At 35.4% G+C, this 25,246-nt stretch carries 26 protein-coding genes and 1 other annotated feature; of the genes, 20 read left to right on the top strand and 6 right to left on the bottom strand.

Annotated elements, in window-relative coordinates; translation table 11 throughout:
• Window positions 1–241 precede the first annotated feature (241 nt).
• Window positions 242–1,129 carry a LysR family transcriptional regulator gene (locus tag OZX76_RS05455; protein WP_277178500.1) on the bottom strand — a complete coding sequence of 296 codons (888 nt, stop codon included), beginning with the start codon at window positions 1,127–1,129 and terminating at the stop codon, window positions 242–244.
• A gap of 115 nt (window positions 1,130–1,244) precedes the next feature.
• Between OZX76_RS05455 and OZX76_RS05450 the strand changes: the two genes are divergently transcribed.
• The 4 genes from OZX76_RS05450 (at window position 1,245) to OZX76_RS05435 (ending at window position 7,983) form a co-directional block, all read left to right on the top strand.
• Window positions 1,245–3,065 carry an FAD-dependent oxidoreductase gene (locus OZX76_RS05450; protein ID WP_277178498.1) on the top strand — a complete coding sequence of 607 codons (1,821 nt, stop codon included), beginning with the start codon at window positions 1,245–1,247 and terminating at the stop codon, window positions 3,063–3,065.
• 901 nt (window positions 3,066–3,966) lie between these two features.
• On the top strand, window positions 3,967–4,971 hold the full coding sequence (locus OZX76_RS05445) for a helix-turn-helix transcriptional regulator (protein WP_277178496.1): 1,005 nt from the start codon (window positions 3,967–3,969) through the stop codon (window positions 4,969–4,971).
• Between the two features lie 181 nt (window positions 4,972–5,152).
• A complete protein-coding gene (locus OZX76_RS05440; RefSeq protein WP_277178494.1) occupies window positions 5,153–6,340 on the top strand; it encodes an MFS transporter in 1,188 nt (395 codons plus the stop codon).
• A 17-nt stretch (window positions 6,341–6,357) separates the two neighbouring features.
• The gene (locus tag OZX76_RS05435; protein WP_277178492.1) at window positions 6,358–7,983 is read left to right on the top strand and encodes an amidohydrolase; all 1,626 of its coding nucleotides are present in this window, start codon (window positions 6,358–6,360) and stop codon (window positions 7,981–7,983) included.
• 205 nt (window positions 7,984–8,188) lie between these two features.
• On the opposite strand, the gene OZX76_RS05430 is transcribed toward OZX76_RS05435, so the two are convergent.
• On the bottom strand, window positions 8,189–8,500 hold the full coding sequence (locus tag OZX76_RS05430) for a TipAS antibiotic-recognition domain-containing protein (protein WP_277178490.1): 312 nt from the start codon (window positions 8,498–8,500) through the stop codon (window positions 8,189–8,191).
• Between the two features lie 193 nt (window positions 8,501–8,693).
• Between OZX76_RS05430 and OZX76_RS05425 the strand changes: the two genes are divergently transcribed.
• From OZX76_RS05425 to OZX76_RS05400, 6 genes are all read left to right on the top strand, one after another.
• Complete coding sequence (locus tag OZX76_RS05425) at window positions 8,694–9,203, top strand: dihydrofolate reductase (RefSeq protein WP_277178488.1); 510 nt, start codon at window positions 8,694–8,696, stop codon at window positions 9,201–9,203.
• Window positions 9,204–9,205: 2 nt separating this feature from the next.
• A complete protein-coding gene (locus OZX76_RS05420) occupies window positions 9,206–9,397 on the top strand; it encodes a hypothetical protein (protein ID WP_277178486.1) in 192 nt (63 codons plus the stop codon).
• 61 nt (window positions 9,398–9,458) lie between these two features.
• Window positions 9,459–9,698: a binding site (T-box leader), on the top strand.
• Between the two features lie 43 nt (window positions 9,699–9,741).
• Window positions 9,742–10,596, top strand: a complete 855-nt coding sequence (locus OZX76_RS05415) for a MetQ/NlpA family ABC transporter substrate-binding protein (RefSeq protein ID WP_277178484.1) — start codon at window positions 9,742–9,744, stop codon at window positions 10,594–10,596.
• 15 nt (window positions 10,597–10,611) lie between these two features.
• Window positions 10,612–11,466, top strand: coding sequence for a MetQ/NlpA family ABC transporter substrate-binding protein (locus OZX76_RS05410; protein WP_277178482.1), 855 nt, complete (start codon window positions 10,612–10,614; stop codon window positions 11,464–11,466).
• A gap of 16 nt (window positions 11,467–11,482) precedes the next feature.
• Window positions 11,483–12,544 carry a methionine ABC transporter ATP-binding protein gene (locus OZX76_RS05405; protein WP_277178480.1) on the top strand — a complete coding sequence of 354 codons (1,062 nt, stop codon included), beginning with the start codon at window positions 11,483–11,485 and terminating at the stop codon, window positions 12,542–12,544.
• Complete coding sequence (locus tag OZX76_RS05400; protein ID WP_277178479.1) at window positions 12,537–13,238, top strand: methionine ABC transporter permease; 702 nt, start codon at window positions 12,537–12,539, stop codon at window positions 13,236–13,238. Before OZX76_RS05405 ends, OZX76_RS05400 begins: the two co-directional genes overlap by 8 nt.
• A gap of 54 nt (window positions 13,239–13,292) precedes the next feature.
• On the opposite strand, the gene OZX76_RS05395 is transcribed toward OZX76_RS05400, so the two are convergent.
• Both OZX76_RS05395 and OZX76_RS05390 read right to left on the bottom strand, forming a co-directional pair.
• Window positions 13,293–13,574 (bottom strand): HU family DNA-binding protein, encoded by a 282-nt coding sequence (locus tag OZX76_RS05395; protein WP_277178477.1) that lies wholly within the window; start codon window positions 13,572–13,574, stop codon window positions 13,293–13,295.
• Window positions 13,575–13,739: 165 nt separating this feature from the next.
• Entirely contained in the window at window positions 13,740–14,594 is an 855-nt protein-coding gene (locus OZX76_RS05390) for a glycosyltransferase family 8 protein (protein WP_277178475.1), read from the bottom strand.
• A gap of 189 nt (window positions 14,595–14,783) precedes the next feature.
• Between OZX76_RS05390 and OZX76_RS05385 the strand changes: the two genes are divergently transcribed.
• Together OZX76_RS05385 and OZX76_RS05380 are read left to right on the top strand one after the other, a co-directional pair.
• Window positions 14,784–15,416, top strand: a complete 633-nt coding sequence (locus OZX76_RS05385; RefSeq protein ID WP_277178473.1) for an SLAP domain-containing protein — start codon at window positions 14,784–14,786, stop codon at window positions 15,414–15,416.
• Between the two features lie 19 nt (window positions 15,417–15,435).
• The gene (locus OZX76_RS05380; protein ID WP_277178471.1) at window positions 15,436–15,918 is read left to right on the top strand and encodes a nitroreductase family protein; all 483 of its coding nucleotides are present in this window, start codon (window positions 15,436–15,438) and stop codon (window positions 15,916–15,918) included.
• A 90-nt stretch (window positions 15,919–16,008) separates the two neighbouring features.
• On the opposite strand, the gene OZX76_RS05375 is transcribed toward OZX76_RS05380, so the two are convergent.
• Complete coding sequence (locus tag OZX76_RS05375; protein WP_277178469.1) at window positions 16,009–16,365, bottom strand: helix-turn-helix domain-containing protein; 357 nt, start codon at window positions 16,363–16,365, stop codon at window positions 16,009–16,011.
• Window positions 16,366–16,487: 122 nt separating this feature from the next.
• Between OZX76_RS05375 and OZX76_RS05370 the strand changes: the two genes are divergently transcribed.
• The 7 genes from OZX76_RS05370 to OZX76_RS05340 all read left to right on the top strand — a co-directional run bounded on the left by OZX76_RS05370 (window position 16,488) and on the right by OZX76_RS05340 (window position 22,317).
• Window positions 16,488–17,510 carry a zinc-binding alcohol dehydrogenase family protein gene (locus OZX76_RS05370; protein WP_277178467.1) on the top strand — a complete coding sequence of 341 codons (1,023 nt, stop codon included), beginning with the start codon at window positions 16,488–16,490 and terminating at the stop codon, window positions 17,508–17,510.
• Window positions 17,511–17,685: 175 nt separating this feature from the next.
• Complete coding sequence (gene dhaK / locus OZX76_RS05365) at window positions 17,686–18,681, top strand: dihydroxyacetone kinase subunit DhaK (RefSeq protein ID WP_277178465.1); 996 nt, start codon at window positions 17,686–17,688, stop codon at window positions 18,679–18,681.
• Window positions 18,682–18,697: 16 nt separating this feature from the next.
• Complete coding sequence (gene dhaL / locus OZX76_RS05360; protein ID WP_277178463.1) at window positions 18,698–19,282, top strand: dihydroxyacetone kinase subunit DhaL; 585 nt, start codon at window positions 18,698–18,700, stop codon at window positions 19,280–19,282.
• The gene (gene dhaM, locus OZX76_RS05355) at window positions 19,279–19,650 is read left to right on the top strand and encodes a dihydroxyacetone kinase phosphoryl donor subunit DhaM (RefSeq protein ID WP_277178461.1); all 372 of its coding nucleotides are present in this window, start codon (window positions 19,279–19,281) and stop codon (window positions 19,648–19,650) included. Before dhaL ends, dhaM begins: the two co-directional genes overlap by 4 nt.
• Window positions 19,651–19,769: 119 nt before the next feature.
• Window positions 19,770–20,489, top strand: coding sequence for an MIP/aquaporin family protein (locus tag OZX76_RS05350; RefSeq protein WP_277132922.1), 720 nt, complete (start codon window positions 19,770–19,772; stop codon window positions 20,487–20,489).
• Window positions 20,490–20,605: 116 nt separating this feature from the next.
• Complete coding sequence (gene lepB / locus OZX76_RS05345) at window positions 20,606–21,166, top strand: signal peptidase I (protein WP_277132920.1); 561 nt, start codon at window positions 20,606–20,608, stop codon at window positions 21,164–21,166.
• Between the two features lie 428 nt (window positions 21,167–21,594).
• Window positions 21,595–22,317 (top strand): MIP/aquaporin family protein, encoded by a 723-nt coding sequence (locus OZX76_RS05340; protein WP_277178460.1) that lies wholly within the window; start codon window positions 21,595–21,597, stop codon window positions 22,315–22,317.
• A gap of 44 nt (window positions 22,318–22,361) precedes the next feature.
• On the opposite strand, the gene OZX76_RS05335 is transcribed toward OZX76_RS05340, so the two are convergent.
• Entirely contained in the window at window positions 22,362–23,243 is an 882-nt protein-coding gene (locus OZX76_RS05335) for a LysR family transcriptional regulator (protein WP_277132918.1), read from the bottom strand.
• Window positions 23,244–23,464: 221 nt separating this feature from the next.
• Here OZX76_RS05335 and OZX76_RS05330 point away from each other — a divergent pair, with 221 nt between their 5' ends.
• The gene (locus OZX76_RS05330; RefSeq protein WP_277178458.1) at window positions 23,465–25,246 is read left to right on the top strand and encodes an FAD-binding protein; all 1,782 of its coding nucleotides are present in this window, start codon (window positions 23,465–23,467) and stop codon (window positions 25,244–25,246) included.

The following is a 25,246-nucleotide window of genomic DNA, read 5'->3' as shown; positions in this document are numbered from 1 at the left end:
GTATAGAGTATTCAAAAATTTAATAGATAAAAAAAGAGAACATTGCTACTTAGCAATGTTCTTTTGCTTTGGTAAAAAGTATTGCATTATTATTGACGGATATGAGTGTAGTATCTAAGTTAATAAAAATATTAGAGCTACTAGATTTGTATATTTAGAATTTGAACTGCACAAAATGAATATCTGGATTTATTTTATTAATAGTAATTATAAAAATTTGATAGTTGGTTGTGAATAAGCGCTAGATAAAATACTTTGTAACACAAGGCACAAAATCTTTAATGGTTGGATTAATAGTGTTTTTTAGAAAAGAGAGTCCGTAAACATAAGGAAATTCATCTGGATATTCTAAAGGAATGACCTTAAAATCAGGAGAATCTTTAACACTAGCTAAATCTACCATCATAGCAATGCCAAGATTACCCTTTACAAAGGTATGAGAGAGTAATACTGAATCAGAATATAAATAATTTGCGTTGGGACATATTTTTTTAATTAAGCGTTGAAGCTTGAACTGTCGTGGAGGACAAATATTAGCATTAAAGAAAATCATAGTTTCATTCTTTAAATCGGTAATTTTCAACAATTTATGGTTAGCAAGATGATTTTTGTTAGGCACTATACATGCAAACTGTCCCTTGATTAACGGGATAAACTTAATGTTCTGTGAATTAATAATATCTTGCATGGAAAAAATCACATTGCACTGTTGACTTAATAAATGCTGTTTTAAAACATTATGGTCAAAATTTTCTAGGTATAGACGAGAATCGGGATGCAATTTATTAAATTGCTTAATTAATTCAGGAAACTTTTGAATTTCGTAATAGGTGCTAGTATAGCCGATAGCAAGGGAAGAAAACTCTTTTTCTTCTGCAGCTCGTGCGCTTTGGATAGTTGCATCTAATTTAACAAGAATTGATTGAACATTTTCGTGTAAAATTTTTCCGCCCTCGGTTAGTTCTACAGTTCTTTTATTGCGGTTGAATAATTTGAAGCCTAAATCTTGTTCTAATTTATTGATTGCATGTGTTACTGCAGGTTGTGTTAAATTAACATTCTTGGCTGTTTGTGAAAAATTCAACGTCTCGGCAAGGTTGAGAAACAATTTTAAATATTCAGTATTCATGGGCTTTTCTCCATTATTAATAAAATTCTTTTATTAATAATAATACTATTTCATTTCACTGTTGTTAATTTAAGTGATATTTTTAACATGAATTTAAAAAAAGGAGAAATTCATAATGGAAAAATTGAAGTCAGGTATATATAAAATTGCTGCAGCTGGTTATGAAAATAATTCAACTGATATAGAAGTTGAGATTGCCGATAATCAAATTAAAAAGATAACTGCAAATAAGGAAATAGTTCCTAATAGTCTTGAGGATGCGGTATTTTCTCAAATTCCGCAAAAGATAATTTTAGACCAGTCTTTGGCTGTTGATACTTTAACTGGTGCTTCTTATTCAAGTAAAGGGTTAATAGACGCAGTTGCTAATGTTATTAAGCAAGCAGGTGGTGATCCTAAAGAATTTGAATATGGTACAACAAATAATTCAAAAGAAGTTGATAAAAATAATTCAACGTTAGAGCAGAAATCAGAATATCAAAATTGGTGTAGTAAACCAGATAAGATCGATCAGATAAAAGAAACTGATTTCTTGATTTTAGGAGCCGGTATTTCGGGTTTAGCAGCTGCTGTACAAGCTGGTGAACTAGGAATGAAAACTATTGTAATTGAAAAAAACAGTTTTGTAGCTGGTAATGGTGGTGGTGTTGAAGGTATCTTTGGCATTAATACTGATATGCAAAAAAAGGCAGGTATTCATGCAGAAAAAGAGGAGATCATTGCTCGTGAACAGGAGCTTGCTCAATATCGAACAGATGGTTCTTTCTGGGTCGATCTAGTTAATAATTCTGCCGAAAATATTAGCTGGCTGTTAAATCAGGGAGTTCAACTAACTAATGTTGATGATTACCACGGTACCTGTGCTTTTCCAACATTTCATTGGTTTAAGGGCGGTTTTGCCTCAGAGGGCTATGTTCCTTATATGAAGAAACGTGCGGATGAATTGGGTATTAATTTCGTTTTGAATTCTAGCGCTATTGGAATTATGTATGATGGTGACAAAGTAACTGGAGCATATATTCGTAATGCAACTGGTAAGGTAACACAGATTAATGCTAAAGCCACATTACTAGCTACCGGTGGTGTTGGTCATAATCCAGAATTAATTAGAAAACAAGGTTGGCAGACAAAAAATCTGCATTATTGCTCAATGCCAAGTAATACCGGTGATGGTTACATGATGGCAATGTCGTTAGGCGCTAAAGATATGCTTATGGAATCGGCAGAATTCATGATGAATTATATTCAAGCTCTACCACACGAAGGTGTTCATTTGTATATTGACCCAATTAATGGTTTCATGTCACTACCATCAGGTGGTCCGGTTGTGTTCGTTAACCAGGACGGTGCCCGATTGGTAAATGAAAATGTTAAGAAATATAATTTGCTTTACCAAAGAATGGCAATCAAGTCTACTAAAGTTACTTATGAAGTATTTAGTCAAAAGATTTACGATATGATAACTAAAGGAATAGATGGTGCCGATAAAATTTTAGCCGAAGCCGTTAAAACAAATGATGGTAACTCTTTATTTAAGGCAGACAAGATTGAAGACTTGGCCAAAGCTGTTGGCTTACCGGTTGCTGACTTCATTGAAACAATTAAAAAGTATAATTCTTACTGTGCTAATGGTAAAGATGAAGAATTTAACAAAGAAAAAGAAATGTTAGTGGCTTTGGATGAAGGACCATTTTATATTGCCCGATTGGATCCATCTAATCTTATTGGTGTTGGTGGTATTGGCTCAAACCGTAAGTTTGAAGTTATTCGTGATAATTTTGATAAAATTCCAGGTCTTTATGTTTCAGGAGTAGACAGTACGATGCAATACCGTAATGTTTATACAATTACTTTAGGTGGCTCCGCTTGCGCGCATAATGTTAACTCAGGTCGTCATGCAGCAATGAATGCTCAAAAGTATATTGAAACTCTTTAATTCAAATAGAGACTTTTAATAGTCATAAAATATAAACTAAGCAGCGATTCAGTATTTGCAAGAATATCGATCTACTGCTTTTTTGTTGAACTACCATTTTATGAATTAAAAGCAATTTAGTCTACTTGATTCGAAAATAATTTAATTTTATTGATAATAAAACTGTTTTTAAAGATATTGCAATCAAAGTCAATCTCAAAGATTTTTTGACCCAGAAGTTGAAGTTTTATATGAGGAATTTGAAGAAATACTTTATGAAATTTAATATGCCACAAGTTGAAACGTGTTCAGCAATGGTATTATTATTTGGGCATTTAAGTCCTATCGTGATCTATGGACCAAAGCATATCATAATAGACAAATTGACAAGGCTAAACTTGATGAAGTATTTAACATATTCTTAACTTTATATGAGAACGCAGATTACGATACATTGGTAATGATTCTTCAATTGATGGTTCTCTAGCTGTTATGCAATTTATGCTTATAGCTTGTAGTCACTGTTATGATCCTAAGAAAGCTGTAGAGTAGAAACCTTTGATTTAGACCCTAGGTGCTTTGTTCCAGTAACGGCTATTGCAATTGGTAAAAAGCTACAAAATTATGTAGACGAAGTAAAATCAGTTAGATACTCAGTTAAACAGGTTTATAACTTTGCTTAATCAAAAAAATCAGTATTTCAAAATATAAAAATGTCCACTAGAAGTTTTCCCGTGAATATTTTTTATATGATTTGTTTCAGCCAAAAACAGAGCAAGTATACTTTTACTTTGAAAAGCGCTATCATAGATTTTATGAGGAATTTTAAAATAACGGAAGTAATAAAATTATTTATGGTAGACTCAAGATAATATTTATTGATTTTTGCAAAATAATACTGCATAGAATGGGAGAAATTAATTTGCAAGAAATTTTTATTTATATTTATAATATTGCCTTTATTATTCTATATTTATGGGTGATAAACGTTGCAAGCTATGCTTATAAAATAACAAATAATAATCTTTTTTATTATGTAGAATTATTATTTGTCATTTTAATAATTGATAGTACTTTTGCATTCTCATTTGATTTACTTAAAGCAACTAACAGTGGGTTAAATATTTTTGATCGAGCTTATTACCTTGCAAGAGTTTTATTCTTTTTAATTGCAGGAGATCTGTATGTTAAATTGGTAGCTAAAATGTTATCCCAAAAACCTAAACTAATTTTTTATTTACCTATCATTTCTGTAGTAATTTTGGATATTATTCACGTAATTTATTTTTATAATGATAACCAAACAGTGGTTTGGCAGAGAAGTATACAAGATGCTGGCATTTTTGTATTATGTATTTTTTATTATTTTTATGCTCAAAAAAGACAAAAACAAACAAAAAATGATTTTCTTTACAATAAAGTAGTGTTTGTTACAGCCTTATTTATGGCTTTATCGTGTATTGAAGGTATTGTTTACTTTGCTTTGTATCATTTGAATTCGATAGCAGTGCAGAGATTGCTTAGTTATATGAAAGTAATAGGATTAAGTGAAGATCTTTTTTCTGTAATTCTTTCACTTTTAATTATTTGGTTTGCTAGACAAGAAGAAGATATTGCTAATAAAAATCAGCTTGAAGTACTGCTGCAGCATAAAATGAATCAGTATCAGGCAATGATACATGAAAAAGAAGTTGCCAGTGAAGATAGTCAAGTCGTAGGATTTTGCGAATATTATAAACTGACTAAAAGGGAATCAGAAATCTTACGTTTAGTTTTAAAAGGTAAGAAAAATCAAGAAATTGCAGATGAATTATTCATTTCTGTTGGTACTGTTAAATCGCATATTTACAGTATTTTCAAAAAATTAGAAGTTGACCGACGTAGTCAATTAATGCATGTATTTATGGAATACAAAGAAGAAAAATAATAAAAATGGCTTTAGATTAAGATAATCCTTGATTTAAAGGCATTTTTATTATCTCATACTAAAGTTTAAATTAGGCGAAACCTTAAATTTACAACCAAAGTTGATTGTATCTAGCTCTTAATTTTACTAATTTAATCATGTAAAAATTTTACAATTTAAGTAAGTAAAAAGGAGAACGAGAATGAAAGAACAAAAGTTACCAAGTTATCGCTGGGTAATTTTAACTATTGTTAGTTTATTGTGCTTAATTGCAAATTATATTCAGTTTCAAGTTTCAGCTTTAGCTACTGAAATTATGCCACAATTACACATTTCAACTGCACAATTTTCTAGTTTGTTAATGGCACCAATGCTTGTAGCGGTTATTTTGAGTATCCCTGCAGGATCACTTGGCGATAAATTTGGCTCGAAAAAAGTTATTACAGTAGGATGTATCTTATCTGTAATTGGTGCATTTGGACGGTTTATTGCTCAAAATTTTGCAATGATGATGATTATGCTTTTATTGAGCGGGATATTTATTGCTTTATTAAATGCTAATTTAATAAAAGTTTTGGGTACTTGGTTTAAGCAAGATACTGATTCGGCTATGGGTGTGTTTTATGCTGCATCATGTTTAGGAATTACACTTTCACAAATTACTGGCTCGTGGTTCAAAACAGTTAATTCTGCTTACATGTTTTCATCAGTTTCTTTGTTAGTTTTATCAATTTGTTGGATTGTTTTTGTTAGAGATACTCCAAAAGGAGAATCTTTACCGCCTGCAGAGCCAACTATGAAATATTTAAAAGTTGCAATTAAAAGTAAAAATACTTGGATTGTTTCAATTTGTGCAGGTTTAGGTATTGCATCTACGACAGCTTATGCCGGCTTTTTACCTCAAGCTTTAAATTTAGGACAACATATTAGTAATTCTACAGCTGGTGTAATGTCAGCAATTGTTACAGTTGGTAGTTTCTTTGGTTCATTGATTGGACCAGCAATGTGCAATAAAATTGGTCGTTATAAATTATTTTTGACGGTTACTACATTAATTGGTGCAGTTGTTATGTACTTTACTTGGTATACTCCTGCAGGCTTTTTCCTATGGGCAATGTTAGTTATTAATGGCTTCTTCACAGCTATTAGTGGACCAATTGTTCAAGCAATGCCAATTCAATTTCCTGAAATTGGAGAAAAATATGCTGGTAGTGCCGGTGGTATTGTTGGTACAGTTTCAATGCTAATTTCATACATTATTCCAATTTTAGTATCAATGGTTGCTGGCAATGATTATGCTAAGAACTTAGGTATTGAATCCTTAATTTTTGGTTTATCAGTTATTTGTATTTTGGTTTTACCTGAATTAGGTAGTAAAGCTAAAAAATGATCTAAGGAGACTTGATTATGACACAACAAAAAGCAGACTATATTTTAAAGGGAACAGCTATTTTTACTGGCAATGATGATGAACCTAAATCTGGCTGTGTATTAATTAAGGGTAATCGGATTTTAAAGGTTGTTCCACTTGAAAGAATGACTGGTTACGTTGATGAAAATACAACAGTCATTAATTGTGGAGATCATTTAATAATGCCTGGATTTAATGATTCGCACATGCATATTTCTTTAGGCTCCGTTCAGAATGATCCAGATTTTTGTATACAAATGATGGATTGCAAGAGTGAAGAGGAATGTGTACAGATGGTTAAGGACTTTGCGGCTTCACATCCTGATAATCCATGGATTTATGGTACCGGTTGGTATTCAGAAGTTTGGGATAATCCGCATACACCTTCAAAGAAATCATTGGATGCTTTAAACTTAGACCGTCCAATATGTCTAAATTCATTTGATTTACACTCCGTTTGGTGCAATCAAGTTGCTCTCGACAAAATTGGAATTACTAAGGATACACCAAATCCTCAAGGTGGAATTTACGGTCACGATGATGATGGTGAATTAAATGGAATTTTATATGAGCCACCTGCAACCAAGGCAATGATGGACGAGGTTTTAAATGTTCCAACATTAAAACAATCATTGTTGAAATGTTTAAAGCATTTTCGTGAATTAGGAATGACTTCTGTGGCAGATGTCTATCCGTCAGGATTAACTAATGATAATATTCCTGAAATTTTTGACGAATTAGAACAAAGTGGTGAATTAACTACCAGAATAAGTTCGTTCCCGTCATTAACAGACGTTAAAGGAGCTTTGGAATTAAAGAAAAAATATCATACTGATAAACATAGAGTTGCTGGTTTAAAGCAAGTTCTTGATGGTGTGGTTGAAGCTCATACTGCATTGTTGAGTAAACCATATGATAATGATCCTGGTGTTAAAGGAGATGCTTCTTTAACGCAGGATGAGCTGAATAAATATGTTTTAGAAGCGCAAGAGGCAGGCTTACCAGTTAAGATTCATGCAATTGGTGACCAAGCAAGTACAATGGCTCTTGATGCATATCAATATGCTCAAAATAAATTTGGTAAATTAAAATTGCATAATTCAATTGAACACATTGACATGATTCGTCAAGATGATATTGATCGTTTAAAGAAGTTAAACGTTATGTGCTGTGTTCAACCGCAACATTGTACCGGTGACTTTATGAGTGGAGGATACCTGCCATGTATTGGAGAAGAACGGTTGTCTCATACTTGGCCGTATCGTGAGATTTTAGATGCAGGCAATCATTTGGGCTTTGGTTCTGATTTTCCTGCAGTTTATTCAGTCAATCCTATGTGGACAATTTACGCAGCGGTTACACGTTGTGAACCTAATGAAGGTAAGCCAGACGGAGGCTATTTCCATGAACATGCTGTTACTTTAGCAGAAGCTTTGAGAGCACATACCAAGTGGTCAGCTTATGCTGAATCTTTTGAAGATGATTTGGGGACCCTTGATGCAGGAAAACTAGCTGATGTTATTGTTCTTGACCGTAATTTATTTAAGATTGATCCAATGGATATTCGCTATGCTAAAGTTGATTTAACGATTTCTGACGGTAAAATTGTTTATAAGAAATAATTTTACGTGTTTAAACAAAATACAAAAATGTCTACTAGAAGTTTGAAAAGTGACGTAAAAGTTAGATATTTTTAAATCCATATTATTAATGCACGATTCCGATATTCTTCTGGTATCGTGCATTTTAATTTGCTCAATTTTCAATGTTGCTATGTCAGCCAACCAAAAAAGGTGAAATTCTTCATTAACTGAAGAAATTCACCTTTTATTTTGCTAAATGTTCTTTGACAACTTTGACTAAAATTGCGGTTGCACCTTTACCAGCCTTATCATCGTAATATGACTTGTAGCGAGCTTCTTTTTCATAGTCATTGACTAATGCTAAGTGAATTTCAGGGGAATAGTTTGGCATAATTATTTGCAGCCATGTCTTATGATCCGCAAAAATGTCGTCGCTTAATTCTTCTTCTTTGGTAGGATTTTTAACAACTGCTTGCAAACTACGGACAAGGTTTGCCTCAGCAACCTTCATTTTGTTGAAATTTTCAGCCGTCTTTTTATCGTCTTTTTTAGTCATTATTGTTGCTCCTTAATTAAATTTTTCCTATTAACTATAGCATATTGCCCATTATAATTCCTGAATTAATTTTTAACCGCTAATTTAAAATGAAAGTTAAATTAAACTTCAAATAGCGATAAAATTGGTCAAGCTGAGACCTTAAAGAACAATTAAAGTTAAATAAACCGTATAATAAGGTAGAGGTGAATAGATGATTACTTTTGTATGGGCAGAAGATCAAAAAGGTCAAATTGGTCTAAATGGGAATTTACCATGGCAATTGCCGGGGGATATGAAGCACTTCAAGGAAATAACAATTGGCCATCCAATAATTATGGGACGAAAAACTTTTACAAGTTTGCCGCGACTATTACCGCAACGGCTGCATGTTGTCTTAACTAAAGATGAGCAATTAATTGCAAAATATGCAGGAAATAAGCAAGTTGTCATGGTAAACTCATTAATTGCACTGAATAATTGGGTTGCTGCTCATGAGCAAGAGCAAGTCAGCGTAATTGGCGGTAATTCCGTTTTTGCTGCATTAAAAGAGCGTGTTGATGTTCTTGAAAGGACCGTAATTGATGCTACGTTTGCTGGCGATACAGTGATGACAACTCTTGATTATCAACAATTTAATTTGATTAAAAAAGTAAAGCATACCCCTAATGGGCAAGATAAATATCCGTATACTTTTTTAACTTATATGCGAAAGGAAGTCTAAAAATGAAGCAAGTTATCTGGTCTGGTGTAGTTTTCTTAATCTGTGTTATTGTTCTAATTAGCAGCTTAATTCAAGCAGAAACAGCCAACCATAATTTTTGGTGGCAAGTTATTGGTATGGCAATTGTAACTTATAGCGTTGGTCGTTATCATATGGTTCAGATTAAGGCTTTCAAAAAAATTCATAATAAATAAATTTTATTCTGGGGTTGACAGAGATTAATTTGAATGTTAAATTAATAAACAATTAAATAATTAATACATCTTGAAAAGCAGAGTAATTATTTTTCTTAACAATAAAGAGAGTTGGCAGGGTGGTGAGAGCCAGCAGTTAAGTAATAGCGAACATGGGCTTGAAATGATGACTGTTAGTGATATTTAGCTAATGGCGGAGTTGCATCCGTTATCTTTGCAAGCTATTGTTTGATAGCTAGTGAGGTTTATTACGTGAGTAATAAACAATTTAAAGGTGGTAACACGAGCATTCGTCCTTGATTGGGACGGATGCTTTTTTATTGCAATTTTGGAGGTAAAGGTCGTTGAGTAATAAAAAACGTCGCAAATTAATTATTGGCATACTAGTTGCTGTTATTATAATTATTGCTGCTTGGTTTGGTTTTGGATCAGGATTGCACCATAACTCAAACTCGCACACTGTAACTGTTGGTGTGGTTGGTGAAAGTAAGCCTGAGCAGGCTATCTGGCAGCATGTTAAACAGACGGCCAAGAAGAAATATGGTGTAACGGTGCAGATTAAAAACTTTACTGATTATAATCAACCAAACAAAGCCTTAAAGAATGGTGACATTGACCTGAATGCCTTTCAGCATTATTCATTCTTGGCAAGTTGGAATAAGGCTAATCATGGCGGTGTAGTTCCAATTGGCAAAACTTATATCGCACCAATTAGATTGTATTCTAAGAAGTATCACAAGTTAACGCAATTACCTAATGGCGCAACAATTGCCGTACCAAATGATCCAACTAATGAGTCGCGAGCCCTATTTGTCTTAAAAAATGCGGGCTTAATCGGCTTACGCAAGGGTAAAAGCCTTGTTACAGTTTCTGATATTGTTAAAAACCCACGTAATTTAAAGGTTAAAGAAATCAGTGCTGAACAATGTGGTCGGGTAATCAACTCAGTTGATGCCGCAGTTGTAAATAATGACTTTTCTGGTCCCGCTGGTTTAGGTACGAAGCAAACAATCTTTGTTGAACCAGTTAACAAGGATTCACAACAATGGATTGATATTATCTGTGCTAAGAAAGGCCAGACTAATAATAAAGATTATCAAGCCGTTGTGAAGTCTTACCAAACAGAAGAAACTAAGAAATTATATAAGAAGTATTACGGCAACACGGAGGTTGCTGCTTGGGACATTACCTTAAAATAGAAAGGAAAAATTATCATGAGTAACAAAAAACGAAGAAATTTCATTATTTGGATAATTATCGCCGTCGTTGTAGTTGTTGCCGCTTGGTTCGGCCTTGGCCCCGGTTTGAATAAGCCTAAGACGCAGAATCATGTTGTAACAGTCGGAGTGGTAAGTATGACCAAGGCCGACCAGGACATTTGGGATCATGCAGCTACTTTAGCCAAGAAAAAGTATAACGTTTCTATTAAGATAAAGAATTTTACTGATTTTAACCAACCCAATAAAGCATTAGAGAATGGTGATATTGATTTGAACGCCTTTCAACACTATGCTTTCTTAAAAGATTGGAACAAGGCTAATCGTGGTAATATCGTTGCTATTGCGCGGACACAAATTTCCCCAATTAGACTTTATTCCAAGAAGTACCACAAGCTTAGTCAGCTGCCAGATGGTGCAACAATTGCCGTACCTAATGATACCACTAACGAATCACGTTCATTAATTGTCCTCAAAAATGCGGGATTAATTAAATTACGTCCCCACAAATCATTATTAACCGTTGCGGATATTGTCAATAATCCCCATCATTTTAAAATCAAGGAAGTTAGCGCCGATCAGTGTGGTCGGGTAATTAATAGTGTTGACGCGGCAGTTGTTAATAATACTTTTGCGACACCTGCAGGTCTTGGCGAAAAGCAAACAATCTTTGTTGAGCCTCTTAACAAGGATTCGCTGCAATGGGTCAATATCATTTGTGCCCGCAAAGACGAAAAGGATAATCAAGATTATCAAGCAGTTGTTAAATCATACCAAACAGCTGAAACCAAAAAGTTAATTAAGAAGTATTTTAAGAAAACTACAATACCAGCTTGGGATATCAAGTTTTAGTAAAGGAAGATTGTTCATGAGTATTATCGAATTAAAGCACGTTAATGTAGATTTTCCAGATAAGAAAGGAAAAATTGTTCATGCAGTGCAAGATGTCAATTTAGAAGTTGAAAAGGGTGATATTTACGGCGTCGTTGGTTTTTCTGGCGCTGGTAAGTCTACCTTGGTTAGAACAATTAACCTTTTGCAAAAGCCAACTGCGGGTGATATTCAAGTTAACGGTACAGACTTTGTTAAGGATGGCAAGCAAATTATCGCAAACAAGCAATTGCAAATGGCTCGCAGAAAAATTGGCATGATTTTCCAGAGCTTCAATCTTTTAAATGAAGTAACTGTCCTTGAGAATGTGTCATTTGCTCTGAAGCATTCTGGGTTGAAAGATAAGGAAATAGAAGAAAAGTCATTACACTTGCTTGATTTGGTTGACTTGAAGGATAAGGCAAACTTTTATCCGGTGCAATTATCCGGGGGGCAGCAGCAACGTGTTGCTATTGCGCGGGCACTTGCTAATGAACCAGACATTTTGATTTCAGACGAGGCAACTAGTGCCTTAGATCCGCAAAACACTCAACAAATTCTAGCTCTATTAAAAAAACTTAAAAAAGAGTTGAATTTAACGATTGTTTTAATCACTCATGAAATGGATGCTGTTAAAAAAATTTGTGACAAAGTAGCCGTCATGGAGCAAGGTAAAATCGTTGAAAAGGGTAAGTTGCGTGATGTTGTTTTGCATCCGCAGATGTCCTTAACCAAGAGCTTTGTTGGCGGGTCACTTGAAGTTATCAATACCTTAGAGATGTTACACTTAGATCATTTAAATGATGACGAAGCGATTTATCAATTAATTTATAGTGTAGCTAATGTAACCAAGTCAATTGTCATCGACCTTTATCGTGAAATTGGGGTTGAAGTCAGTATGCTTTACGGCAATGTGGAATTGCTTGATGACGAGCCAATTGGTACCTTGTTGGTATTAATCAAAGGCGATAGTGAAAAGCAGCAGGAAACAGTTGCCTTCTTACAAGAGCAGCAGGTATCGTTAACCAGATTTGATGAAAAGGGGAATTTGTATGAGTAGTTGGTTTAGTAGTGTGTTTCCAAATGTTGTTCAACTTGGTTGGAGTGGAGATGCAGGCTGGGGCACCAGTATTGTTCAAACTCTTTTTATGACCTTTTGGTCAGCTATCTTTGGTGGCATATTAGGAATTGTTTTTGGTGTAGTTCTTGTTTTAACCAAAGATGACGGCATTCGCCCAAACAAATTTTGGTTTAATATTTGCGATAAAGTAGTTTCAATTTTTCGGGCAATTCCATTCATTATTTTGCTGGCTTTTATCGCACCAGTTACGCAAAAAATTGTGGGAACGCAAATTGGAATGAAAGCTGCGTTAGTACCATTAACTCTGGGTGTATTTCCATTTTATGCGCGGCAAGTACAAGTTGCACTAGAGAGTGTGGCACAAGGAAAAATTGAGGCAGCACAAAGTCTAGGTGCAACTATCTGGGATATAATTTTTAGTATTTATCTAAATGAAGCACGGTCCGAACTAGTTCGGGTATCGACCGTTACAATTATCAGTCTAATTGGGTTAACTGCTATGGCTGGTGCCATTGGTGCAGGTGGTTTAGGTAACACGGCCATTTCCTATGGTTATAACCGGTTTAATAATGATGTCACCTTAGTGGCAACGGTGCTCGTAATTATTTTGATTTTTATTGTCCAAATTGTCGGTGATTTCTTTGCTAAAAAGCTAAACCACCAAAGCCGTTAAAAAAAGACCAGCAAGCAGGTTGCTTGCTGGTCTTTTATATTTTAAGTTAAAAGATTATTTAACTGCATCCTTCAATGCCTTACCAGGCTTGAATGCAGGTACTTGAGTAGCAGGAATAGTTAAGGCTTTACCAGTTTGTGGGTTTCTACCTTTTCTTTCTGCACGTTGACGAACTTCAAATGAACCGAAGCCAATGATTTGTACCTTTTCGCCCTTTGTCAAGTTATCCTTGATTGAGTCGATGAAAGCGTCAATAACCTCTTCAGCTTCCTTTTGCTTAAGGCCAGTCTTTGCTGCAACTTCTTTAGTAAGTTCAGATTTGTTAATTGAAGCCATAATGTATCTTCTCTTTTCTATAAAAATTATAAAACGGTCAACACATTGATTGCAGACAATCGTCATGCTATTCACGTAATGCGTTGTGTCGCTTGATATTCAGCAACTTTAATTATTTTAGCACAGTTAAGCTGACCTTCAATAGAAAAATTGCGATTGTGCAAATTATTTTTTTACTTTTGTTAATTTGTTGGTCATTTGCTGATAATTTAGGTAAAGTGCCTTAAAGCGTGAATGGTTTTCTTTTTGCCATGGCTTAGGTTTACCGCAAAAGTGGAGAATGGCTGTGTTTTGCATGACCCATTCAAGGTTAAAATCACCAGTACTTCTAGTTAAATATACAGGGTAGGCGCGGGAATCATAATTCCATTTTGTTTCAGGAATTTTAAGGATATCTTCGCCGTATAAATAATTCAAAATGTCCTGATCAGGCAAAATCAAGGTATCATGGTGCTGATTGATTGCGGCCGTCAGATCATCAAGTTTAACCTTTTGCCGCATTTGGTCCAGATCCATTAGCATAATACCGGAATTAAAATATTCAGTCGTTGTTCCCAAGCGAATGTTGTTAATTGAACTCATGATGTCCGTTAATCCCTCATGAGCAGCTGCAGCGAACATTTTACCTTTTAAATTCAAATGCCATAACGGTTTAATTGAATTAATGACCAAAATATCGGGATCAAGGTAAATAATTCTGTGCAGGCTGGAAGGCAGGATTTTGCCAGATAATAGGCGAAAATACATTTCCTGTGGGTAATCATGCAGGTTGAGTAATGATTCTGGAAAAGTAAAATCGGCATTCATTGCTAATGCTTTAATTTCAAAGCCGATCTTTTGGCCAAAATCTTTTAAAGCAGTTAGTGCAGGATCACTAATATTGTCATAAATTATCCAAATTCGTATTTTTTGCCCTAAATTATTAAGTTTGAGCGAGTACATCATCACTTCAAGTGGCTTAATGTAGTTTTGATCGATAGTAACTAGAATTTCAATTGGCTGATCACTTGTATTTTTCATATATTCCTTTCTAAAAATAACAATTTGCATAGTATTTATTATAGATTATTTAGTTTTAAATCTAAACATTATCATTTAGTGCTTGAAGATAAATTACAAATCATTACATTTCTTGTAATCGTAGGCAATTATAATCTTAATGTAGTAAAATAAACTGTAAGAAAAATTAATACATCATGAGGTGGAAATATGAAGAAGAAATTATTGTTAGGCCTAATATGTGCAGTCTCCTTGTCGCTTGGTTTTAACATTACTCAAGTAGGAGCAGCTACTACCGACCAAGCAGCTACCCAGCCTGCAACTACCGCTACAGATAATTCAAATCGGCAGCCAGCAACAACAGGGACAACTGATACTAATCAACCTGCAAGTAGCGACAAGCCTGATAATGGAACAAGTAATGGTACTGTTGCTGTTTCGTATCTTGGAAAAAACGTTAAGTTGAAACGTAATTCTTATGTTTATAATAAGTCTGGAAAGCGTGTTAAGAAGCGTGCGTTAAAGAAAAATACGATTGTAACAATTACTGGAATGGTAACTGTTAAAGGCAAATCGTTATTGCAAATTAACAATAAGAAGAATCAATATATTAACGCTAATAATGTTAAAAGTTTTAAAGTAGCTAGCTATAAAGCTAAGCGTAGTGCGTTTATTTATAATAGTAAGGGAAAAAGGACTAACAGTTATTACAAAAAGGGTGCCCGTATTCCTGTCATTAAGACTAAGAAAATTAAGGGCACTAAGTATGTAGGTGTTAGTGAAACAGGTTATGTTAAGTGGTCAGATTTAAATCATAAGAGTTGGAAAATTGTAAATCAGTAATTGGGAAAGAAGTTTAAAAATGTCAGATCCAATTTTAAAGCGTGTTGCAATTCGTAAATATACAGATGAAAAAGTTAGCCAAGATGAAATTGAGCAATTACTGCAGGCCTTTCAAGCAGCACCATGTGGGATGCACGAAACAGAGGTTATGCAAGTAACGGTAGTAGAAGATGAGCAGCTGTTAGCCAAAATTGAACAGTTAACTAACAATGCCTGCTATGGTGCACCACTCTTATTTGTTGTTAATGTCAAAAAGGATAGCCATTTTGGCGAGCGTGATGCTTCAGTTGCGGCTGAAAACATTATGGTGGAAGCTGCAAACCTTAATTTAGGGTCTGTTTACTTAATGATGGCAGCAAGTGTTTTAAATACTGCCCCAGATTTACAGGCAGAATTAGGCATCACATCAGAATTTACGACTGCTGTAATTGTTGCAGTTGGTCACGCTGCAGAAACGCCAAGTGAAGACCGAACTAACAGGTATCGAGTAATTAGAAAATAGAATTTTTATAGTCAATTAAATTTAAAACCAGATCAGGATTTCTCTTTTTAGAAGAATCTGATCTGGTTTTTTGATTGGAATACTTAATAATTAATTCATGTCTTTAGCAGTAGCATGCTCATTATAGAATTTTCCCCACTTGTTTAAAGCTAAAATGACTGGCTGTAAGGTTTGACCAAAGTCGGTTAGAAAATATTTTGATTTAGGGGGAAATTCTGAATAAACTTTTTTACTGATGATGTTATCAGTTTCTAACTCTTTAAGCTGCAATGCTAGCATTCTTGTAGAACAACTTGGCATCGCTCTACTTAATTCACCAAAATGGGTAGCATCTCCTTTAATTAAGTGATAAATAATGACAGATTTCCATTTACCGGAGATAAACTGCAAAGTACTTTCTACTGGACAACCGTTATTACAAGTATAGGTGTTTTTTGCTTTTGTCATATCAATTCCTCTAAAAAACTAATTACAATTTTGTAACTACTTACTATAATTACATTATTGATTACAAAAAGTAAGTGGCTTAAACTTTTTATAAATAAATTTTTAAAAAGGAAGTTTGAAAGATGAAAGCAATAGGATTTACTAAAAGTTTGCCAATCGAGGATAATAACAGCTTGTTTGAATTTGATATGGCTTGTCCTGAACCAACAAATCATGATTTATTGGTAAAGGTTGAAGGCGTCTCTGTTAATCCCGTCGATCTAGTAGTTCGGCAATCATTACGTAAAAAGGTAAAGCAGCCTAAAGTTATTGGTTATGACGCGGTAGGGGTAGTTACTAGCATAGGAAATAAAGTTGATAACTTTAAAATAGGAGATCGTATCTTCTATGCTGGTGCATTAAAAAGAGCAGGTTCTAATAGCGAATATCAGCTTGTTGATGAGCACATAGTGGCTAAAGTTCCTCAAGAATTAACTGATGCAGAAGTTGCGGCGATGCCATTAACGTCATTAACAGCGTATGAAGCTTTGTTTGAAAAAATGCAGTTAACTTTTAATGTACTGGATAATAAGGGCAAAACTATTTTAATCATTAATGGTGCTGGTGGTGTAGGGTCAATTGCAATTCAATTGGCGCACCTTGCAGGATTAACAGTAATTGCTACTGCTTCGAGGCCAGAAACAAGGCAATGGTGTTTAAAGCTCGGCGCTGATTATGTCGTTAATCATCGAAAAGATTTATGTAAAGAAGTGCAGAAAATTGGCTTTAAAGACGTTGACTGTATTCTTGAATTAAATAATATCGACCAACATTGGAATGAAATGGCTGAAATAATTAAGCCAGATGGCATAATTTGTTCAATTACGGAAAATAAGCAGCCGATTGATTTACAAAAGTTAACCCGTAAACGAGTAACTTTTGTTTGGGAGTGGATGTTTTCTAAAACTTACTATCACGTTAACGAAGCAAGTCAAGGGAAAATCTTAAGCCAGATTGCATCATTGTTAGCAAATCAAACGATTAAAAGTACAGTTACAACAACATTGGCACCAATAAATGCTACTAATTTACGTAAAGCACATAAAATGGTTCAAAGTGGTCACATGATTGGAAAAGTGGTTGTCGTTAATCAGATAGAAAATTAGTAAGTTAGCGTTACTATTAAGCAACTAAAGTGGTATTAACTATCTTAGTTTTTCCCAAGGTAAAAGCAGCCTAAGTGGCTGCTTTTTTATAATAATATATTAGTTAATGAAAGCGCCAACTGATATAATCGAATTGTAATAAAGTTTAAATTTTATAATTGAAAGAGGACTTAAAATGAAGAAAATTATTAATGATCCTGCTAATGTTGTACCAGAAATGGTATCTGGGATGGTTCGGTCGTATCCACAATTTATTGAAAAAGTTCCTGATGCTGAAGCAGTTATGCGGTCCGATAAGGAATCAATGAAAGGCAAAGTTGGTCTTGTTACTGGTGGTGGTTCTGGACATGAGCCGACCCATGCTGGTTTTGTTGGTAAAGGAATGCTGAGCGCTGCTGTTTGCGGCGAAGTCTTTACTTCACCAACGCCAGATCAAATTTATGCTGCTATCAAGGCTGCCGATCAAGGTCAGGGAGTCTTTTTAATAATTAAAAATTATTCTGGCGACGTCATGAACTTCGATATGGCAAAGGATTTAGCCGAAATGGACGACATTAAAGTTAAATCAATCGTGATTGATGATGATATTGCTGTTGAGAACAGTACTTTTACGCAAGGACGCCGCGGCGTAGCTGGGACAATATTGATGCATAAAATTCTGGGAGCTGCTGCTCAAAATGGCGCAAGCCTTGATGAGATTGCAGAATTGGCTGAGCAGGTTTTACCGAATATTAAAACCATCGCTGTTGCCTTGTCTGCAGCGACTAACCCGGAAACCGGTAAGCCCGGCTTTGTTCTTCAAGAAGATGAAATTGAGTTTGGTGTAGGTATTCACTCGGAGCCAGGTTATCGCCGGGAAAAAATCAAACCTGCTAAGGATTTGGTTGAAGAATTAGTCAGCAAGCTGGATGATGAAATGCACCTTGATGGCAGTAATAAATATGCCGTACTTGTCAACGGAATGGGTGCAACGCCATTAATGGAGCAGTATATTTTTAGCAATGACTTACTAAATAAACTTGAGCAATTTAAGATTAAGCCAGCATTCATGAAGATCGGCAATTACATGACGTCACTTGACATGGCAGGATTGTCACTGACCATGTTCGAATTAAAGGATGATAAGTGGCTTGATGCACTAAAGATGCCAGTTGAAACAATTGCTTGGTAATGGAAGGAACATAATAATGACATTAACTGTCGATACTCTAACAGAGTGGATGAATAATTTTACGGCTAAAATTGCCGCTAATCAGCAATTTTTGAGTGACCTAGATACCCCAATTGGCGATGGCGATCATGGATTTAACATGAATCGTGGTATGGCGGCAGTCAGCCAGAAGCTCGCTGAGAAACCAGCTAGTGTTACTGCAGCATTTAAAACAATTGCAATGACCTTGATTTCAACTGTCGGTGGAGCTTCTGGACCACTTTATGGGACTGCCTTTCTGGAAATGGCTAAAAAGAGCAGCTCAACGACTGATTTGAGTGAACTATTAGATGCGGCCTTAGCTGGAATTGAAAAACGTGGTGGTGCTAAGTCAGGCGATAAGACAATGGTTGACGTTTGGACTGCACTGATTCCTGACGTCAAGACTGGTAATCTGACCGCAGAAAAAATTGCTTCTGCAGTAGAAGCTACAAAGGAAATGGTTGCTAGGAGGGGCCGCGCTTCATATTTAGGTGAGCGGTCAAGAGGACATGTTGACCCTGGTTCACAATCAAGTGGCTACCTATTTGAAGCAATGTTAGAAACGAAGGGATTATTATGAGTTTAGGAATCACCTTAGTTTCGCATGTTCCGGAAATTGCAAGTGGCTTAAAAAAGTTATTGGATCAAGTAGCAGCTAATGTTTCAATTACTACTGCTGGTGGCACGAATGATGATAGTATTGGTACCAGTATGGATAGGATTATGAAGGCTTTTACCGATAATCAAGCTGACGAAATCATGGCTTTTTATGACCTTGGTAGTGCCAAAATGAATTTGGAAATGGCCATTGAAATGACAGATAAGACCGTTCATTTGTATGATACTGCCTTTATTGAGGGTGCTTATACAGCAGCCTCACTGATTCAAGCTGGCGTTGGCCGCACGGAAGTTGAAGATCAACTCAAAGAATTAGTTATCAAGGACTAAGAAATTTAATTTCTAGTTACCGTTTTTCAAGCAAAAATGTTTTTCATCTTTACAAGTTAAGCTATCATTGATTAAGTCAAAATTAATACTTTGAAACTTTAAGTGAGGGAGAAAAAAGAATGCATGATAGTTTAGCAATGCAGATGCTTGGAGAATTTTTAGGAACAGCTATCCTTGTTTTGTTTGGTGATGGCATCTGTGCTGTCGTTAATTTGAAGAAGTCAAAGGGTAATGGTGCTGGTTGGCTTGCAGTTACACTTGGCTGGGGCTTTGCTTTAGCCTTTGGGATTTACTGTGTAAGTTGGCTTAGTCCGGGTCATTTAAACCCAGCTGTTACTTTGGGAATGGCACTTGTAGGGAATTTGCCTTGGAGTTCTGTTCTACCATACTTTGTTGCTCAAGTTGCCGGTGGTTTTGTTGGTGGTATTCTCGTATGGCTGACATACTACCCACACTTTGCTGCAACCGAGGACCAAGATGTCATTTTAGGCACCTTTGCCACTGAACCAGCAATTAGAAAATATCTCTGGAATTTCTTCGCCGAAATGATTGGGACATTTATGCTTGTCTTTGGCTTATTGGCCTTCAGTAAGAGTCAATTTGCTCCTGGACTAAATCCACTAGTTGCCGGTTTATTATTAGGTGCTATTGGTCTGTCATTGGGCGGTTCAACTGGTGCTGCTCTTAACCCAGCTCGCGATTTGGGACCAAGATTGGTTCACCAATTGTTCCCAATTGCTAATAAGGGCAAGTCTGACTGGGCATATGCCTGGGTTCCTGTTGTTGCACCATTTGTCGGTGGTGTCTTGGCAGCATTATTATTTTTAGTAATTAAATAAATAAGTAGCAATCCTATTTGGAAAACCTTTAGACAAGTTAAGTTTGTCTAAAGGTTTTTTTATTTATAATTTATTCAGGTATATAATATTAAATATTAATATAAGGAGGAAAACCGATGGAAAAAGAAAAAAATAACGAAGGCTGGGGCAGTTTCTTTCGTGAAGTGATTGTCATGATGGCGGTCATGCTAGGAATATTTTATTTATTACTAACTTTTGTGATTTCAAATGATCGTGTCGATGGAGCATCGATGCAACCTAATTTTGAAAATAATGAACGCTTGATTGCCGTGCGCCATACCTCATTGAAACGAAATGACGTTGTTGTGTTATATGCGCCTAAAGCCGCACAGGATGTTCCAGGGGCAGCTTATGTTAAGCGAGTGATTGGCTTACCTGGCGATAAGATTGTTTCTAAAAATGATCAAATGTATGTTAATGGTAAGTTATTGCCGGAGCCATATCTCGAAAATAACTACAAAAAAGCCGACAATGCAGTAGGGCAAACGTTCACAACTAATTTTACGTATCAAGTTCCCAAAGGTTATTATTGGGTAATGGGTGACCATCGTGATATTTCAAAAGATTCACGCTTTTTTGGTCCAGTAAAAAGGCAAAAAATAATTGGTAAAGTGGTATTGCGCTACTGGCCGCTTAATAAAATCCAAAACTTTTAAAAGAAAATAATTAAAAATTCCCTCAATATCTGGTTATTGGAGGAATTTTTTAGTTAAAGCAAAAAATCACATAGTATTTCAAAACTATGCTTTTTGAAATAAATTTTTACTTATGAATTAAGCGAATAAATATCTAATAAAGTCAAGATAGCTATCAGTGTATTGCCATAAGAGCTAATGAGATACATGTAATTTTATTGTTTAAAATATATGAAATATTTTTCACAATATATTTCACAAAGTATGAATTACATATCATAAATTCATTGATTTAACAACAATTATGCAACGAAAAATATTTGTTAATTTTCTATTTACATTTGTGAAAAAATATTATATATTTTTATTAAGCGCTTCCATAATGTCAAATATTTATAAATATGAAGTTAATAATTCAATTACTAATTTAGAAAGATTGGGAGTTAAAAATGTTACATGATAGTTTGGGTATGCAATTAGTTGGTGAATTTGTCGGAACAGCAATGATGATTTTATTAGGCGACGGTGTCTGTGCAGATATGGGCCTAAAAAAGTCAAAAGCTAGTGGAGCTAATTGGGTTGGCATTGCATTTGGCTGGGGTATGGCAATTACCTTTTCCGTATACTTTGTTAAATGGTTGACACCTGGTTTCTTTAATCCAGCAGTTGCTGTGGCGATGGCAATTTCAGGCAGTTTCTCTTGGTCTTATGTCTTGCCATATATTATTGCTGAGGTTGCAGGAGCTTTTGCTGGCGCCATTTTAGTGTGGTTAATGTTTTATCCTCACTGGAAAGAAACAACAGATCAAGAAGCGATTTTGACAAGCTTTGCTACGGCACCTGCCATTAGAAATTACTTCTGGAACTTCTTTGCCGAAATGTTAGCAACCTTCGTTTTAGTATACGGGTTGCTCGCATTCAGCAAGAGTGGTGTTGATGGTGCATTAAATCCGATTCTTGCAGGTAGTTTGATCACTGCCATTGCATTTTCACTCGGTGGTCCTACTGGAATCGCCCTTAATCCAGCTCGTGACTTTGGTCCTCGGCTTGCTCACCAAGTATTACCAATTGCAAATAAAGGTAATTCTGATTGGGCTTACAGCTGGGTTCCAATTGTTGGGCCATTCGTTGGTGGTATCTTAGCTGCTTTATTATTCATTGGTCTTAGATAAGATAAAATAAAAAATAAGCTATTCAAATCCGAATAGCTTATTTTTTATGGTTTAAAATGACGTAAAATTTCAATACCTTCACGCTGGTATTTATTTGGTACAAAACTCTTGCGCATCGCAATCTGCATATATGCCCATAATTTTTGTCCAGAATTCAAGCGGACAATATGAACTCCCGTGACGTCTTTTAAACTACTTTCCATTGCTAGAGCAATACCGACGTTGCGCTTTACAAGGTCAATCATTAACTTCATTGTGGTTGCTGTATAAACAATGTCGGGGGCAAAGTCGCCTAATTTTGCTTCCTGCTCAAGACATTCTCTAGTTAAGAAACCACGCTCGCGGGCAATAAAGCGTCTGTCTCGTAATTGGGCTGCGCTGACTTCATGGACATCTTTCCACGGGTCATCAAGTCCAGTAATGATTACTAATTCTGTCTTTTGTAAGTTATGGATAAAGTAATCTGGGTCGTTAATTTTAACCATCCAAGAATAAATTGCGACATCAACCTTACCATTAGTGAGATCAGAAAAAGCGTCAGCTGACCGTTCAATATGAGTGTCAAGCAGGTGAGTTAGGCCTACTTGGAAAAATTTTTGAATAATATCGGGAATATAAGAACTTCCGGCTTCACCAGAAAAGGCAAGCCGAATTTTTTTGTCGCTGGCATGTTTAACATCGTAATTAATACTTGCAATATCTTGGATTAGGATTTTAGCTTTTTGATAAAGTAATTCACCAGCATTGGTCAGTATTAACTTACTTTTGCGATTTTTTTGAACAATTAATGGGTCTTCAAACTTTTTTGCGAGTCGTTTGATAGCCATAGAGATTGTTGGTTGTGTAACGCCAAAATAAGCCGCGGTAGTAGTGTAATTACCACTTTCAACCAATTTACAAAAATAAATTAAATCTTTTTCATTCATTTTGAGATAATCCTTTTTTACAAAAAATAATAAATATTATTTATGAGTGAATCTTTTTATATTATATTAAATCACTTGAATAATTGCAATAAACAGTTGGTAAATCAAGGATAACAAGAAACTTTCCGGAGCGATTTAAATTAAAAATAAAGTAGATTTATGTTTATGAAAACGATATATTTATTTCTGTTAATAGATTTATGAAAGTGCAGGTAACTATTTTGTTTTACAATTCAACTCTTAAATGGGATGCCGTCTATGATGTAATTGTAGTCGGTTTTGGTGGTGCCGGTGCCGGTGCAGCTAGATTTGCAGCTGACAACAATGCCAAAGTATTATTAATAGATGCTGCTCCTGAAGGCCAAGAGGGCGGTAATACTCGTTATGCCGGTGGTGCTTTTGCGTGGAGTGATAACTTTGAAGACTTACGTGAATATTACAAGCAAACGTATTATCCCTTTAAATATGACCCTAAGGACTTAGATACCTTTGTCAACAATGTTTTGCAGATGAAGGAATACTCAAAGAAATATTTCGGTATAGAAGCTCAATACACAGGTAGAAGACCTGAGGGTGAGTATCCTGAATATCGTCATGCGTCAACAATGCGTTCACAAAGTATGACTCAGGGGATGTATAATGGTGGTTTCTGGAAATTACTGCGTAAAAAAGTTTACGAAAGATTAGATAAGATTGATGTCTGGTTTTCAAGCCCAGCTCAACACTTAATTCAAGATCCAGAAACCAAAACAATTTTGGGCGTTCAAATTAAGCACCAAGGTCAAGTTCGTTATGTAGCTGCTCAAAATGGTGTTGTTCTCTCATGTGGTGGTTTTGAAAACAATCAAGACATGGTACAAAACTTTTTAGGTCAAGGATCATTAGCACCAATTGGGACATTATACAACCAAGGTAAGGGAATTGATCTTGCTGTTGAGGCTGGTGCTCGTTTATGGCACATGTCCAATTATGACTCACACGGTTTTTCATTAAATGAAGGTCAACCAAGAGAAAAGTTTGCTTACATGATTAACTGGAAGAGCCTATTTAACGGTAGTATTTTTGTGGCTGGTGATGACGGTACACGTTATTATCGTGAAGATGAAGAAGATCGGCACGGTTATAAATATAACCACGGTAACTGGATTATGCTGCCTAACCAAAATCATCCGCATATTGTAATGGATCAAAAACAATATGAGCAACTTGCTGAAGATGATTCTGCTAAAGCTGATCAAATTAAGGAATTAATCTCTTATGCCATCAAGGCAGATTCAATTGCGGAATTAGCTGAAAAGATTAAGGCTCCTAAATTGGAACAAGCAGTTACTGATTTTAATTTCTTCACTGACAAAATGGAACGTGACATGGTTTTAGACCGGAAGATTGAAACAATGCGCGCATTTGGTGAAGGTCCGTACTATGCAATTCCAATTCGCCATAACATCTTGCATACTCACGGCGGTGGTCGTCGTAATGAAAATTGTGAAGTGCTTGATATGGCAAATAACGTAATTCCTCATCTTTATGAAGCTGGAGAATTAGGTGACATTTTTGCTACTAAATATATTGGTGCTAACAGTATTGCTGATTTATTAATTTCAGGAAAAATTGCGGGAGAAAACGCTGCATGGCCAAAGCGCAAGATTATTGACTTTGAAGTTATTAGTCATGCAAGTAAGGCACCAGAATTACAATCTGACGCTCACATTTTGACAAGTGATTATGAAGCTGGTCCAAATCAAGGTATTGGCATCAGTGAAAATGGGATTAATGATGTTCCGATTATTGTTCGGGTAACTGCTAGTGATGACAAGATTACTGATATTGAAATCTTGCAACAAAAAGAAACACCATCACTTGGTGGTCGCGCTATTCCAGCTTTAACAAAGGCAATGTTAGCTAAGCAAACAGCTGATGTTGATGCCTTTAGTGGTGCCAGTGTAACCAGTGCAGCGTTTAAGGATGCAGTCAAGCAAGCATTGCAAAATATTAAGAAGTAG

Origin of the sequence: Lactobacillus sp. ESL0677 (assembly GCF_029392875.1) — a bacterium.
Taxonomy (GTDB): Bacteria; Bacillota; Bacilli; order Lactobacillales; family Lactobacillaceae; genus Lactobacillus.
The sequence above is the reverse complement of the archived record's forward strand: the minus strand, read 5'-3'. Positions and strand labels throughout refer to the sequence as shown.

What these genes read in the sequence shown, in the direction of transcription:
- OZX76_RS05455 (WP_277178500.1), bottom strand. Translation starts at nt 1,129, where the DNA reads ATGAATACTGAATATTTAAAATTGTTTCTCAACCTTGCCGAGACGTTG.
- OZX76_RS05450 (WP_277178498.1), top strand. Translation starts at nt 1,245, where the DNA reads ATGGAAAAATTGAAGTCAGGTATATATAAAATTGCTGCAGCTGGTTAT.
- OZX76_RS05440 (WP_277178494.1), top strand. Translation starts at nt 5,153, where the DNA reads ATGAAAGAACAAAAGTTACCAAGTTATCGCTGGGTAATTTTAACTATT.
- OZX76_RS05435 (WP_277178492.1), top strand. Translation starts at nt 6,358, where the DNA reads ATGACACAACAAAAAGCAGACTATATTTTAAAGGGAACAGCTATTTTT.
- OZX76_RS05430 (WP_277178490.1), bottom strand. Translation starts at nt 8,500, where the DNA reads ATGACTAAAAAAGACGATAAAAAGACGGCTGAAAATTTCAACAAAATG.
- OZX76_RS05425 (WP_277178488.1), top strand. Translation starts at nt 8,694, where the DNA reads ATGATTACTTTTGTATGGGCAGAAGATCAAAAAGGTCAAATTGGTCTA.
- OZX76_RS05420 (WP_277178486.1), top strand. Translation starts at nt 9,206, where the DNA reads ATGAAGCAAGTTATCTGGTCTGGTGTAGTTTTCTTAATCTGTGTTATT.
- OZX76_RS05410 (WP_277178482.1), top strand. Translation starts at nt 10,612, where the DNA reads ATGAGTAACAAAAAACGAAGAAATTTCATTATTTGGATAATTATCGCC.
- OZX76_RS05405 (WP_277178480.1), top strand. Translation starts at nt 11,483, where the DNA reads ATGAGTATTATCGAATTAAAGCACGTTAATGTAGATTTTCCAGATAAG.
- OZX76_RS05400 (WP_277178479.1), top strand. Translation starts at nt 12,537, where the DNA reads ATGAGTAGTTGGTTTAGTAGTGTGTTTCCAAATGTTGTTCAACTTGGT.
- OZX76_RS05395 (WP_277178477.1), bottom strand. Translation starts at nt 13,574, where the DNA reads ATGGCTTCAATTAACAAATCTGAACTTACTAAAGAAGTTGCAGCAAAG.
- OZX76_RS05390 (WP_277178475.1), bottom strand. Translation starts at nt 14,594, where the DNA reads ATGAAAAATACAAGTGATCAGCCAATTGAAATTCTAGTTACTATCGAT.
- OZX76_RS05385 (WP_277178473.1), top strand. Translation starts at nt 14,784, where the DNA reads ATGAAGAAGAAATTATTGTTAGGCCTAATATGTGCAGTCTCCTTGTCG.
- OZX76_RS05380 (WP_277178471.1), top strand. Translation starts at nt 15,436, where the DNA reads ATGTCAGATCCAATTTTAAAGCGTGTTGCAATTCGTAAATATACAGAT.
- OZX76_RS05375 (WP_277178469.1), bottom strand. Translation starts at nt 16,365, where the DNA reads ATGACAAAAGCAAAAAACACCTATACTTGTAATAACGGTTGTCCAGTA.
- OZX76_RS05370 (WP_277178467.1), top strand. Translation starts at nt 16,488, where the DNA reads ATGAAAGCAATAGGATTTACTAAAAGTTTGCCAATCGAGGATAATAAC.
- dhaK (WP_277178465.1), top strand. Translation starts at nt 17,686, where the DNA reads ATGAAGAAAATTATTAATGATCCTGCTAATGTTGTACCAGAAATGGTA.
- dhaL (WP_277178463.1), top strand. Translation starts at nt 18,698, where the DNA reads ATGACATTAACTGTCGATACTCTAACAGAGTGGATGAATAATTTTACG.
- dhaM (WP_277178461.1), top strand. Translation starts at nt 19,279, where the DNA reads ATGAGTTTAGGAATCACCTTAGTTTCGCATGTTCCGGAAATTGCAAGT.
- OZX76_RS05350 (WP_277132922.1), top strand. Translation starts at nt 19,770, where the DNA reads ATGCATGATAGTTTAGCAATGCAGATGCTTGGAGAATTTTTAGGAACA.
- lepB (WP_277132920.1), top strand. Translation starts at nt 20,606, where the DNA reads ATGGAAAAAGAAAAAAATAACGAAGGCTGGGGCAGTTTCTTTCGTGAA.
- OZX76_RS05340 (WP_277178460.1), top strand. Translation starts at nt 21,595, where the DNA reads ATGTTACATGATAGTTTGGGTATGCAATTAGTTGGTGAATTTGTCGGA.
- OZX76_RS05335 (WP_277132918.1), bottom strand. Translation starts at nt 23,243, where the DNA reads ATGAATGAAAAAGATTTAATTTATTTTTGTAAATTGGTTGAAAGTGGT.